The sequence below is a fragment of the Pseudomonas sp. MWU349 genome (assembly GCF_017947325.1).
GTDB classification, from domain to species: Bacteria; Pseudomonadota; Gammaproteobacteria; order Pseudomonadales; family Pseudomonadaceae; genus Aquipseudomonas; species Aquipseudomonas protegens.
Genome location: NZ_JAFEVP010000003.1, coordinates 845,762 through 857,797, shown reverse-complemented (window position 1 = coordinate 857,797; position 12,036 = coordinate 845,762). Strand labels below are relative to the sequence as shown.

Annotated in this window: 15 protein-coding genes; 7 read left to right on the top strand and 8 right to left on the bottom strand. The window is 65.0% G+C overall.

Going from position 1 to position 12,036, the window contains the following annotated elements:
- Positions 1-3: 3 nt before the first annotated feature.
- Together KCG88_RS16055 and KCG88_RS16050 are read right to left on the bottom strand one after the other, a co-directional pair.
- Complete coding sequence (locus KCG88_RS16055) at positions 4-780, bottom strand: class II glutamine amidotransferase (protein ID WP_011059847.1); 777 nt, start codon at positions 778-780, stop codon at positions 4-6.
- 32 nt (positions 781-812) lie between these two features.
- The gene (locus KCG88_RS16050; RefSeq protein WP_047284371.1) at positions 813-1,307 is read right to left on the bottom strand and encodes a hypothetical protein; all 495 of its coding nucleotides are present in this window, start codon (positions 1,305-1,307) and stop codon (positions 813-815) included.
- Positions 1,308-1,407: 100 nt separating this feature from the next.
- Between KCG88_RS16050 and KCG88_RS16045 the strand changes: the two genes are divergently transcribed.
- Complete coding sequence (locus tag KCG88_RS16045) at positions 1,408-3,462, top strand: S9 family peptidase (RefSeq protein ID WP_210712715.1); 2,055 nt, start codon at positions 1,408-1,410, stop codon at positions 3,460-3,462.
- Between the two features lie 102 nt (positions 3,463-3,564).
- Positions 3,565-4,038 (top strand): cyclic nucleotide-binding domain-containing protein, encoded by a 474-nt coding sequence (locus tag KCG88_RS16040; protein ID WP_047284369.1) that lies wholly within the window; start codon positions 3,565-3,567, stop codon positions 4,036-4,038.
- A gap of 24 nt (positions 4,039-4,062) precedes the next feature.
- Here KCG88_RS16040 and KCG88_RS16035 read toward each other — a convergent pair whose 3' ends face one another.
- Positions 4,063-4,374, bottom strand: coding sequence for a hypothetical protein (locus tag KCG88_RS16035; protein ID WP_047335992.1), 312 nt, complete (start codon positions 4,372-4,374; stop codon positions 4,063-4,065).
- A gap of 75 nt (positions 4,375-4,449) precedes the next feature.
- On the opposite strand from KCG88_RS16035, the gene KCG88_RS16030 reads away from it, so the two are divergent.
- From KCG88_RS16030 to KCG88_RS16015, 4 genes are all read left to right on the top strand, one after another.
- The gene (locus KCG88_RS16030; protein WP_210712714.1) at positions 4,450-5,136 is read left to right on the top strand and encodes a hypothetical protein; all 687 of its coding nucleotides are present in this window, start codon (positions 4,450-4,452) and stop codon (positions 5,134-5,136) included.
- A 49-nt stretch (positions 5,137-5,185) separates the two neighbouring features.
- On the top strand, positions 5,186-5,563 hold the full coding sequence (locus KCG88_RS16025) for a YajD family HNH nuclease (protein ID WP_011059841.1): 378 nt from the start codon (positions 5,186-5,188) through the stop codon (positions 5,561-5,563).
- A gap of 219 nt (positions 5,564-5,782) precedes the next feature.
- Positions 5,783-6,250, top strand: coding sequence for an RNA methyltransferase (locus KCG88_RS16020; protein WP_011059840.1), 468 nt, complete (start codon positions 5,783-5,785; stop codon positions 6,248-6,250).
- 82 nt (positions 6,251-6,332) lie between these two features.
- The gene (locus KCG88_RS16015; RefSeq protein ID WP_047284367.1) at positions 6,333-6,704 is read left to right on the top strand and encodes a DUF2892 domain-containing protein; all 372 of its coding nucleotides are present in this window, start codon (positions 6,333-6,335) and stop codon (positions 6,702-6,704) included.
- Positions 6,705-6,747: 43 nt separating this feature from the next.
- Here the strand turns inward: KCG88_RS16015 and KCG88_RS16010 are convergent, their stop codons facing one another.
- Both KCG88_RS16010 and KCG88_RS16005 read right to left on the bottom strand, forming a co-directional pair.
- Positions 6,748-7,983, bottom strand: a complete 1,236-nt coding sequence (locus KCG88_RS16010; protein ID WP_047284366.1) for a hypothetical protein — start codon at positions 7,981-7,983, stop codon at positions 6,748-6,750.
- A gap of 45 nt (positions 7,984-8,028) precedes the next feature.
- Complete coding sequence (locus KCG88_RS16005) at positions 8,029-8,478, bottom strand: YcgN family cysteine cluster protein (protein WP_015634549.1); 450 nt, start codon at positions 8,476-8,478, stop codon at positions 8,029-8,031.
- A 274-nt stretch (positions 8,479-8,752) separates the two neighbouring features.
- Here KCG88_RS16005 and KCG88_RS16000 point away from each other — a divergent pair, with 274 nt between their 5' ends.
- The gene (locus tag KCG88_RS16000) at positions 8,753-9,346 is read left to right on the top strand and encodes a nitroreductase family protein (protein WP_011059836.1); all 594 of its coding nucleotides are present in this window, start codon (positions 8,753-8,755) and stop codon (positions 9,344-9,346) included.
- A gap of 95 nt (positions 9,347-9,441) precedes the next feature.
- Here KCG88_RS16000 and KCG88_RS15995 read toward each other — a convergent pair whose 3' ends face one another.
- The 3 genes from KCG88_RS15995 to rnd form a co-directional block, all read right to left on the bottom strand.
- Positions 9,442-10,374 (bottom strand): D-2-hydroxyacid dehydrogenase, encoded by a 933-nt coding sequence (locus KCG88_RS15995; RefSeq protein WP_047284365.1) that lies wholly within the window; start codon positions 10,372-10,374, stop codon positions 9,442-9,444.
- A 120-nt stretch (positions 10,375-10,494) separates the two neighbouring features.
- Complete coding sequence (locus KCG88_RS15990) at positions 10,495-10,788, bottom strand: YcgL domain-containing protein (protein ID WP_011059834.1); 294 nt, start codon at positions 10,786-10,788, stop codon at positions 10,495-10,497.
- Positions 10,785-11,918, bottom strand: coding sequence for a ribonuclease D (rnd, locus tag KCG88_RS15985; protein ID WP_047284364.1), 1,134 nt, complete (start codon positions 11,916-11,918; stop codon positions 10,785-10,787). The genes KCG88_RS15990 and rnd overlap by 4 nt, the downstream gene beginning before the upstream one ends.
- Positions 11,919-12,036 lie beyond the last annotated feature (118 nt).

Here is a 12,036-nt window from a genome sequence, read left to right as displayed (position 1 = left end):
TCCTTATTCGGTCTGGCCATGGCTGACGCATTCACCGCGCCGCCACAGGCTCCACTGGCCCGGCTGGTAGCGGGTCCAGGTTTCGTTTTCGGTCAAGGGTTCAGTGGCGATCACCGTGACCACGTCGTTGGGCGTGGTTTCGGCCTGGAAGTCGACGATCACGTCCACATCCTTCAGCCGCGCCGGGCCGAACGGGGCGCGCCGGGTGATCTGCGCCAGTTTGGTCGAGCAATAGCAGAACAGCCAGTCACCGTCGCTGAGCAGGCCATTGAACACGCCCTTGCTGCGGTATTCGCTGCAGGCCTGGATCAGGGTCGGCAGCAGCTCCTCGATTTCCACCGGCTCGGGAAAGGCGGCCCGCACCCGGTTCAGCAGGTCACAGAAAGCCGCTTCGCTGTCGGTATCGCCCACTGGGCGGTAGAAGCTGGCCTGAGGCTGGAAATCCGCCAACTGGCCATTGTGCGCAAAGCACCAGTTGCGGCCCCACAGCTCACGGACAAAAGGATGAGTATTGGCCAGGCAGACCTTGCCGACGTTGGCCTGGCGGATATGGCCGATCACCACTTCGCTCTTGATCGGGTAACGCTGAACCAGGTTGGCCACTTCCGACTCGCTGCTGGCCGCCGGGTCCTGGAACAGGCGCAGGCCGCGGCCTTCATAGAAAGCGATGCCCCAGCCGTCGCGATGGGGGCCGGTGCGGCCGCCGCGCTGCATCAGCCCGGTAAAGCTGAAGACGATATCGGTCGGTACATTGGCGCTCATGCCCAATAACTCACACATGCTCGGACTCTCGCTTCAATGCCGGGGCCAGGTTACAGACGCGGCTCGACCCGCGTATTCAGGGGAGTGCCCGCGCCAGGCCGACCATAACGGTCGTTGCCGGCACCGCCAAAGGGCTGGTCATCCTCCAATTCGGCGGCCTTGGCCGCGGCTTTCGCGGCTTCGCTACGCTCGCGGCGCTCCCTGGCGGCGCGCTCGATCGGCCAGCGGATCAGCACGAACAGCAGGTAGACGCCAAAGGCGATCATGCCGTACATGAACAGGTCGGATACCGCACGCCAGGCGTTGTTGCCGACCTTGAAGGCTATATCCAGGGCGGTGATGGCCACGGCCGGGGCAAATTTTTCCTTGACCGGGTCGATGATGGTCGGGCTGAACAGCAGCACCGCCACCAGCACTCGCAGCGGCTCGCGCAACCAGCGCCACATCCAGCGGGTCAGGCGCATCCACACCAGCAGGCAGCCCAAGGCGGCGAAGGCATAGAGCCCCCAGGCGATCAGATAGTCGTTCTCGGTCATGGTGTCCATGGCAAGGCAGGCAAAGAGGCGCTTATGATAACGACTTTTGCCGTGTCAGGCTGCACCGCCGTCTGCCCAGCCCTCATTTGTCATCGCCCGAGAGCCACCCATGCCCTTAACCGCCAACGACAGCAGCGCCCCGATTGCCCACAAGGCCGAAGGCGCTGACCCGTATGCCTGGCTGCAGGAACGCGACACCGACGCGGTGCTCGATTACCTGAAGGCTGAAAACAGCTACCTGGACGCCCAGTTGGCGCATCAGGGGCCCCTGCGTGAAATGCTGTTCCAGGAGATCAAGGGGCGGATCCTCGAAACCGACCTGTCCCTGCCCTCGCCCTGGGGCCCGTACCTGTACTACACCCGCACCACCGCCGGCGACGAATACGCCCGCCACTACCGCTGCCCACGCCCGGCGGACGACAGCCTGACGGTGGACGAAAGCCGCGAGCAACTGCTGCTGGACCCCAATGCCCTGGCCAATGGCGGCTTCTTCTCCCTCGGGGCCTTCAGCATCAGCCCCGACCACCAGCGCCTGGCCTACAGCCTCGACACCACTGGGGAGGAAATCTACACCCTGTTCGTCAAGGAACTGGCCAGCGATAAAGTCAGCGAGCTGTCCTTCGACAACTGCGACGGCAGCATGACCTGGGCCAACGACAGCCTGACCCTGTTCTTCGGCGAGCTGGACGATACCCACCGCCCACACAAGCTGTTGCGCTACCGGCTGGATGGCACCGCCGCCGAAGAAGTGTTCCACGAGCCGGACGGACGCTTCTTCCTGCATTGCTACCGTTCCAGCTCCGAACGCCAACTGCTGCTGTCCCTGGGCAGCAAGACCACCGGCGAGACCTGGGCCCTGGACGCCACGCAGCCACATCTGCCGTTCACTTGCCTGGCGCCGCGGGTCGAAGGCCATGAATACGATGTCGACCACGGCCTGCTGGACGGCCAGTGGACCTGGTTCATCCGCAGCAACCGCGACGGCATCAACTTCGCCCTCTACCAGGCAGAAGACAACGGCGCGATCCCCGAGCAGGACGACTGGCAACTGCTGGTGCCGCACAACCCCGAAGTGATGCTCGACGGCGTGACCCTCAACGCCGGCGCCATGACCCTGAGCCTGCGCGAAGGCGGCCTGCCGATCATCGAAGTGCACCCCCGGGACCTGCCGGTATACCGCGTGCAACTGCCGGATGCGGCCTACAGCCTGCACGTGCAGAACAGCCTGGAGTTTTCCAGCGAGCGCATCCGCCTGCGCTACGAGGCCCTGAACCGCCCGGCCCAGGTGCGCCAGTTGCAACTGGCCGACGGCCAGCAGCAGGTGCTGAAGGAAACCCCGGTACTGGGCCCGTTCGACCCCGATGCCTACGTCAGCCAGCGCCTCTGGGCCACCGCCGCCGACGGCACCCAAGTGCCCATCAGCCTGGTGGTCAGGCGCGACTGCCTGGGCCAGCCCACGCCGCTGTACCTCTACGGCTACGGTGCCTACGGCGAAAGCCTCGATCCCTGGTTCTCCCACGCCCGCCTGAGCCTGCTCGATCGCGGCGTGGCCTTTGCCATTGCCCACGTGCGTGGCGGCGGCGAGCTGGGTGAGGCCTGGTACCGCGCCGGCAAGCAGGAACACAAGCAGAACACCTTCAGCGACTTCATCGCCTGCGCCGAACACCTGATCGCCCAGGGCCTGACCAGCGCCCAGCAGTTGGCCATCAGTGGCGGCAGCGCCGGCGGCCTGCTGATCGGCGCGGTACTCAACCAGCGCCCCGAACTGTTCAAGGTCGCTATCGCCGAAGTGCCCTTCGTCGATGTGCTCAACACCATGCTCGACCCGGAGCTGCCGCTGACCGTCACCGAATACGACGAATGGGGCAATCCCGAAGACCCCGAGGTCTACGCACGGATCAAGGCCTACGCGCCCTACGAGAACGTGCGCGCCCAGGCCTACCCTGCGCTCCTGGTCATCGCTGGCTACAACGACAGCCGCGTGCAGTACTGGGAAGCGGCCAAATGGGTGGCCAGGTTGCGGGCCACCAAGACCGACGGCAACCCGCTGCTGCTCAAGACCGAACTGGGGGCCGGCCATGGCGGCATGAGCGGGCGTTACCAGGGATTACGTGACGTAGCCCTCGAATACGCCTTTATCCTGAACATTCTGGGCCTGGCCTGAGGAACTCCCGGCGGCGTTCCTGTCTTAACCCAGAACGCCGCCGGCAACCGCCGGACCGGGCCTGCGCCCGTGCAACAGACACAAGAAAAAGACCGTGATCCCATGTCCGAACCCACCTTACTGAACAACGAGATCCGCGACTGGCTGATGGACTGCGGCCTGTTCGACCAGTTGTTGCCCGCCGACTTCAATGCTGCGGCCGGCTACTTCAGCATCAGCAGCATCGCCGAGGGCGAAGCGATCTTTCATGAGGGCGATGCCGGCAGTTTCATGTGCATCATCCACAGCGGCCAGGTGGCGGTGCAAAAGCGCAACCACGACGGCCAGCCCCTGACCATCGCGACCCTGCGCAGCGGCCGGGCCTTTGGCGAAATGGCGGTGCTCGATGGCGAGCGACGTTCGGCTACCTGCGTGGCCGCCAGCCATTGCCAGTTGCTCAACCTGGGCAAGGACTCCCTGGAGAAGATGCTCAACGATGCGCCAAAGATCGCCGCCAAGATCATTCGCGCCCTGGCCGTGTCGCTGTCCAGGCGGCTGCGCATGGCCGACGGCCAGTTGCTCGCGCAGCAGATCTGAGCCCTCGCCACACCCGCCGCTACATCAACCCTGCGCCTTGGCCTTGTTGTCGTTCTGCTCCAGCCCCGGCAGGGTCTGGTCCTTGGGCGGCTTGGGCATGTCGATCGGCGGCAGCAGGGGCGCACTGCCACTGCTGCCGGCTTTCGGCGTGCTGGGCGGGGTAACTTGCGGATAAGGCGTAGGGGTCGCGGTGCCTGGGGTGCCGAGGGTCGGCGCCGGGGTCACCACCGGGGCGCTTTGCGGCTCATCGGCCAAAGCCGGGCCGGCACCAAGCGCCAGGGCTGCGGTGAGGGCGAGCGCCGCTTGGGCAATCACCGTTAGAATAGTGCGCTTCATCAATGGCTCCATTGCTATTGTCTGGCGTCAGGCTACTCCCAACCGGGGCGTTTTGCCTTCCTCAATGAGATCTCCATGAAACGTTTCGTACTGCTGGACACTACTGCGATTCCTGAAAACGGCGGTGCCTTGTGCCTGTTCGAATACGGTGAGGATTTCGTCATCAAGATCCAGGGCGGCGACGGCGGCCAGTTGATGAACACGCGCATGCACGGTTCCGAGGATGCCCTGGCGCAGATCCCCTGCAGCAAGGTCGCCGGGCGCCCGAACTCGCGGGTGCTGATCGGCGGCCTGGGCATGGGCTTCACCCTGGCCGCGGCTCTCAAGCACCTGGGCAAGAACGCCGAGGTGGTGGTCGCCGAGCTGGTGCCCGGGGTGGTGGAATGGAACCGTGGCCCGCTCGGCGAAAAGTCCGGCCGGCCGCTGCTGGACCCGCGCACGGTGATCCGCCTGGAAGACGTGGCCAAGGTCCTGCAGGCCGAGCCCCAGGGCTTCGACGCGATCATGCTCGACGTCGACAACGGCCCCGAAGGCCTGACCCAGAAAGCCAACAGCTGGCTCTACTCCAGCGCCGGCCTGGCCGCCTGCGCCCGGGCCCTGCGGCCCAAGGGCATTCTTGCGGTGTGGTCGGCCAGCGCCGACCGGCAGTTCTCCGAGCGCCTGCGCAAGGCCGGCTTCAAGGCCGAGGAAGTACAGGTCTTCGCCCATGGCAATCGCGGCACCCGGCACACCATCTGGATTGCCGAGAAGCTCAAGGCCTGAGCTAAACTTTGTTCATTACCGTCATTAGTCCTTCTACAAAGGTGAACCCATGAGTTCGTCCACTCCCCCGTCCAACACCGCCAAGCTGGACCGTATCCTTGCCGACGCCCAGCGCGACCGGGAAATGGGCTACCGCGACAAGGCACTGAAAATGTACCCCCATGTCTGCGGCCGCTGCGCCCGGGAGTTCTCCGGCAAGCGCCTGAGCGAGTTGACCGTGCACCACCGCGATCACAACCACGACAACAACCCCCAGGACGGTTCCAACTGGGAACTCTTGTGCCTGTACTGCCACGACAACGAGCACTCGCGCTACACCGACCAGCAGTACTTCGGCGAAGGCTCCCTGAGCACGCCGAAAGTCGCCAAGGCGACCCACAACCCGTTCGCCGCCCTGGCCGGGTTGATGAAGAAAGACCCGGAGTAAGCACCAGCGGCCGGGCACATTGTGGCGAGCGAGCGTGCTCCCGTTCGGCGCCAAGGCAGCCGTAAACCCTGTGTCCCCGGCCGGCCTGCTACAGCACATTGGCCACTGTCGGGCGTGCTGCGCACTCCAGCGCGAGCAAGCCCCCCACGCCACAACAAGCCACCGAGCCGTGGGCAATCCCCGTATAATCGCGCTCTTTTCCCCCAAGGCGCTTTGTTCGTGGCAAACAAAAGGTACAGTTGCATCGGTTTGTATAACCCCAAGTCACCGGAGAACGTCGGTTCGGTGATGCGCGCCGCCGGCTGCTATGGCGTCGCCTCGGTGTTCTACACCGGCAAGCGCTATGAGCGGGCCCGCGACTTCGTCACCGACACCAAGAAGGTCCACCAGGACATTCCGCTGATCGGCATCGACGACCTGAAGAAAATCCTCCCCCTGGGTTGCATTCCGGTGGCCGTGGAACTGGTAGAGGGTGCCCGCCCGCTGCCCGAATACACCCACCCGGATCGCGCCCTGTACATCTTCGGCCCGGAAGACGGCTCCCTCGACAAGGAGATCCGCGACTGGTGCGAGGACGTGGTCTACATCCCCACCACCGGTTGCATGAACCTGGCAGCGACCGTCAACGTGGTGCTCTACGATCGCCTGGCCAAGGGCAACAACACCCGCTCCGGCCCCAAGTTCTGAACACACGCCGGTCATTGCCCGGGAACCTGTGACGCCTTCGTGCAGTCAGCCTTGTATCCCTTACCGCCCTTGGAGACAGATCATGAGCGAGCGCAAACAGCTGCAAACCATCGAATCGACCCCGTTCCAGAGCCAGCCCACCCAGAATGTCCAGGGCTGGGAGCGCATCGGCTCATTGGCCGGCGGCGTGGTGATGATGGGCAAGGGCCTGCGCCGTGGCGGCGTATTCGGCCTGATCCAGGTAGCCATCGGCGGCGTGGCCCTGGCCCGGGGCATCACCGGGCACAGCTCGGCGAAAAGCCTGCTGGAGAAAAGCCGCCAGGACATGAACAACGTGCGCAGCAAGATCGAACGCGCTGCAGAAGAGCTGCGCAATCTGAAAGCCGATGCCGAAGCCGCCGGCCGCAACGCCAAGGCCGCCAGCAATGATGAAGTGAAGGTGCCCAAGGCCTGAGGCCGGGGCGTCCTCATGGACGCCTGGGCCCAGCCGTGCCAAGTCAGCGCAGCAGGCTGGTGTCGAGCACCCTGGAGGGCTCGCCCAGCACGCTTTCACTGAGCTGGATGAATTCAGCAGTGCTGACGCTTTCCAGGCGCATCGCCGCTTGCAGGACATCATCCAGGGAGCGCTTGTTGCGGGTCTTGAGGCGAATCTCCCGATCCAGCTCCTGCAATAGCAACACCGCCTTGGCCACTGTGGCGCTGTCCACCTGTTCGCCGCGCAGGCTGGTGACCTTGTGGCCGTCCCGGGCCAGGCGCTTCTCCAGCACCTGGTAACGTTCCTCGCTGATGCCCCCGGCACGGCGCAGCAGCTCGATGGCGTAGTACTGCGCCAGCCCTTCACTGATCCAGTCGCTGCGCTGGCTGTCGTTGATCCGTGCCAGAGATTGCACCAGCTCCCGCAGCAAGGGGCTGGCGCCGCTCTCGCTGATCAGCGGCAGGCGGCTGTGAAGGAACAGCGAGTCGCGCCCGGCCAGGCTGCCGCGCCACATCGGATCGGCCGCGCCGACGATCAACAGCTTGCTCGGCTGGCGGGGAAACACCGCCTGCACCTGCGGCCAGACAAAGGTCAGCAGGGTCAGCACATCCATGCGCCGCATGCCCTGGCCCAGTGGCGAAACCACACTGACGTCGGTGTCCCCCAGGCGGGTACGGCGGCTGCCCAGGGTGCCGGCGAGCATCCAGCCGGCGGGACGGTCGAACAGCCGCGAGGGGTTGTCGATGCGAAAACGGTGCTTGCCGATCCGCGGCCAGGCGGTCTCGATGCTCTTCCAGCCGGCGGGCAGTTCGAAATCCAGGCGCGCCACCAGCTCGATGCCGTCCTGCTGGTCCAGGTGCGCCGGCGGCACCAGGGATTCGCCGCGCAGCAAGGCCCAGTTGGCAGTGCTGCGGCTGTCATAGCTGCCCTTCTTGATGCTGTGGCTCAGGCGTACCCGGTAGCTCAGGCTGGCCTTGCCGCTGGCCGGGCGCCAGACGCCACGCTGACCGCCGGCACCGGCGGGGGCGGCCTGCCATTGGCCGTCGGCCTTGAAGTCGCTGTAGTCGCCCGCCGAGCCCAGATCGAAATCCAGGCTGCGCACCGCCGCGCCATCGGCCAGGGTCAGGCGCACTTCGGCCTGATCGCTCTGGGGCAGGAAACGCACGTGATAATCCAGATCGACTTTCTTCGCCGCAAACGCCGATGCACTCAATGCCAGCATCGCAGCGGCCAGCGCCAGCTTCGCCCCCACCCTCATACCCTCTCCTTGCTATTGAAACCTTGAAGCCGGCGCGGCGAATCCTCAGCCCGCGCGGAAAATCAGATGATCCTCCCAATCCTCTTCCGCCACGCTGCCTTCGGCGAGCATGCGGCCGGACTGGGAAATACGTTCGTGGTGCACCGCATCGCGGTCGCCGCACACCAGGTGGTGCCACAGGGGCAGGTCCTTGCCCTCGCTCACCAGGCGGTAGCCGCAGGTGGGGGGCAGCCACTTGAATTCGTCGGCCTTGCCCGGGGTCAGCTGGATGCAGTCGGGCACCGAGTCGCGGCGGTTGGGGTAATCGCTGCACTGGCAGGTCTTGAGGTCCAACAGCTTGCAGGCGATGCGCGTGTAATAGACGCTGTTGTCGTCCTCGTCTTCAAGCTTTTGCAGGCAGCACAGACCGCAGCCATCGCACAACGACTCCCATTCGTCCTGGTCGAGTTGTTCGAGGGTTTTGCGTATCCAGAAAGGTTCGACTTTGGCGGCCATGGCTCAAGCATCAATATCCGAGGGTGAAAAGGCCGCCAGTCTAGTGCCGAAGAACCGGCGGGCCAAGCGCTGGCGACTGTCGGTAGGCCGGGACTTGTCAGCGGCCCATGGGCACAGTAGCTTTGCCCCTCGGACCGACCCGCGTCCGTGTGCCATGAACGCTTGACCGCGTTGCACCCGGCAAACCGCACGGGGTCAGGAATACCCCTTCGCTCAGCTCATCTGCGCTTGCCGGTTTATTCCACTCATCTCACATGCTGCCAGGAGTTTTTCCATGAGCGCCAATACTCGCGTTGCCGACTACGCCATCCACCCGCAGTTCACCCAGCGCTGGTCGCCCCGGGCCTTCACCGGCGAAAGCATCCCCGAAGAAACCCTGCTGAGCTTCTTCGAAGCCGCACGCTGGGCGCCTTCGGCCTACAACTCGCAGCCCTGGCGCTTCCTCTATGCCCGCCGCGACACGCCGAACTGGGAACGCTTCCTCGGCCTGCTCAACGAATTCAACCGTGGCTGGGCGCAACACGCCTCGGCCCTGGTGATCGTGATTTCCAAGACCACCTTCACCGTGCCTGGCGCCAGCGAGGAAACCCCGGCCCTGTGGCACACCTTCGACACCGGTTCGGCCTGGGGCCACCTGGCGCTGCAGGCCAGCCTCAGTGGCTGGCACACCCACGGCATGGCCGGTTTCGACCAGGAACTGACCCGCAAGGAACTGAAGATCCCCGAAGGCTATGCCGTGCACGCCGCCGTGGCCGTGGGCAAACTGGGAGACAAGTCGACCCTGGCCGACTACCTCCAGGCCCGGGAAGAGCCAAGCCCGCGTCGCCCCCTGAGCGAAACCGTGGCCGAAGGCGATTTCAGCCTCTAAAGCCGCGATCGCCTCTGTAGGAGCGAGCTTGCTCGCGAAGCCCTGAAGGCTGCCGCGCATGCCTGGCAAGCGCGGCTTTCGCGAGCAGGCACGTTTCAGTAGCCGCGAGCGAAATCCACTTCGCCGCGCAGGGCCTGCCCAGCCTGATAAGCCCGCAGGTTGTCGACGAACAGCTGCACCATCAATTCCGGCGAGGTCGGCGCCGAACTGTGGCCCGTCAGCAGCAAGCCCCAGGCGGTCCAGAACGGATGCCGTTGCGGCAAGGGCTCCTGGCGGCAGACATCGATCACCGCCCCCGCCAGATGCCCATCCTTGAGGGCCTGCACCAGGTCTGCATCGACCACCGCCACGCCCCGGCCAACATTGATGAACAACCCCGTGGGCTTGAACCGCTTGAACAGCGCCGCGTCGTACAGGTCGTGGGTGCTCGGGGTGTTGGGCAGCAGGTTGACCACGTAGTCCACCTCCCCCACCAGGCGCCCCAGGTCTTGCAGGCCGGCCACTTCGACAAAGGGCGCCTGCTCCCGGGCCTGGCTGGCGATGCCGTACAGCTTCACGCCAAAGGGCAACAGAAATTGCGCCACGCTCTGGCCGATGTCGCCGGTACCGACGATCAGCACCTTGCGCCCCACCAGGCTCTGGCCCAGGCGGTTGTCCCACTTGCGCTCGACCTGGCTCACCAGGCGCGCCAGCACTTCGCGCTCATGACCCAAGATGTAGGTCAGCACGTACTCGGCCATCACCTGGCCGAAGATGCCCACGGCCCGAGTCAGGCGGTAGTGCCGCGGCAGGCCGTCGGCCAGCAGCGGGGTAATGCCGGCCCAGGTGGATTGCAGCCACTGGGGCTGGTGCCCCTGGCGCAGCAGGGTGGCCAGCAGGTCCGGCTGCCCCAGCCAGACCGGGCAATCCGCCGCCAACCGTGCCAGCTCGGCGGAGTCGCCACTGGTCAGCACTTCCAGCTCCGGGGCCGCCTGACGCAACAGGCGGGCGTAAACAGCGTGATCGTGTTCGGCAATCAGAACGCGCATGGCTCAAACCTTAAAAAACGGTGCAGGCAGCCGCCGACGGAGAATCGCTCCATCGATCAAGGCGGCTACCAGGTCAGTCAGTTGCACTTACAAGGACGCCCGGGACCGGGCGCCTACAGGTCAGACCGGATCATTGCGACGCAGCAGCTCTTCGGGCAAGTGCTCGATGTACTCGTCTTCTGCCGGTGGCATCTGCAGGTGATAGCCCTGCTTGTCGAGGTTTTCCAGCACCTGGTGGATGTCCTCGCGGGACAGCTTGCGCTCCGGGCTCAGCACCAGGTCGAAGGCATGTTGCGGCTTGCCGAAGGCCAGCAGCAGGTTTTCCGGCACGCGTTCCAGAGCCTCGCTTTTGAGCACGTAGAGGTACATCTCGTTCTTGCGCGGGCTTTTGTAGATGGAGCAGATACGTTTCAAGGCTGTTCTCCGGCGGTGGCCAGGCTGTCCAGCAGCGCCTGGCCCATCAATTCGCGGCGCCAGCCACGCAGCGAATCAGGCAATTGGTAAGGCCCGTTGGGGTAGCCGCTCTTGAGCAGGCTCTCCAGGGTTTTCTTGCGCAGCATCACTTCCGGGGCGATCCCCAGGCGCTCGGCCTGGGCCTGGCCCACGGCCTTGAGGCGCTTGAGCAGGGCCGCGGCTTCGATCGGCAGGGGTTCGGGCACGGCCGGCGGCCATTGATCCGGGCCGATGCTGGCGGTGCGCTTGATCAGGTCGAGGAGGAACTCGCCGTCCTGGCGCACGGTACGCGGGTGCATGTCTTCGATCTTGGCCAGCGCCGACAGGTTGTCCGGTTGGGTCTTGGCCAGGGGCCACAGGGCATGCTCGCGCACGATACGGTTGCGCGGCAGGTTGCGGGCACGGGCCTCGCGCTCGCGCCAGGCACACAGTTCACGCAAGACCGCCAGCTGGGCGCGGGACAGTTTCCAGGCCAGCTTGGCTTCGCGGTAGACCTCGTAGGGGTCCACTTCGCGGCGCAGGTTGGCCACCAGTTCGGCGCCGTCTTCCAGCACCCAGCGGTACTTGTCCTCGGACAACCTGGGCCGCAGCTCGGTGAACACCTGGGCCAGGTGCACGGCGTCTTCGGCGGCGTAGCTGACCTGGGTTTCCGACAGTGGGCGCTGCAGCCAGTCGGAACGGGTCTCGCCCTTGGGCAGGTCGATGCCCAGGACTTCCTGCACCAGGCGCGAATAGCCCATGGAGAAACCCAGGTTCAGGTAGGCGGCCGCCAGTTGCGTGTCGAACAACGGCGCCGGCAGGCTGCCAGTCAGGCGCAGCAGGACTTCAAGGTCCTCGCTGCAGGCGTGCACCACCTTGACCACTGCCGGATTCTCCAGCAGGGCCGCCAGGGGCTGCCAGTTGTCGATGGTCAAAGGGTCAATCAGGTAGGCGCGCTGCCCATCGCCAATCTGCAACAGGGCGGCAATGGGATAGAAAGTGTCGACCCGCATGAATTCGGTGTCGAGGGCGACGAATGGCAACTGCTGCCACTGGGCGCAAAGCTGACCGAGGCTATCGTTGTCGCGAATCCAATGTATATCGATGGCCACACGGCTCTCCCTTGAAGAATGGCGCGCAGTATATATCGCCTCCGGCGATTTCCGAGCATTCACCCGACAAGAGCAAGTGCGAAAACATCTGGCGGAGGGCAAGAATAGTCCGAGACTC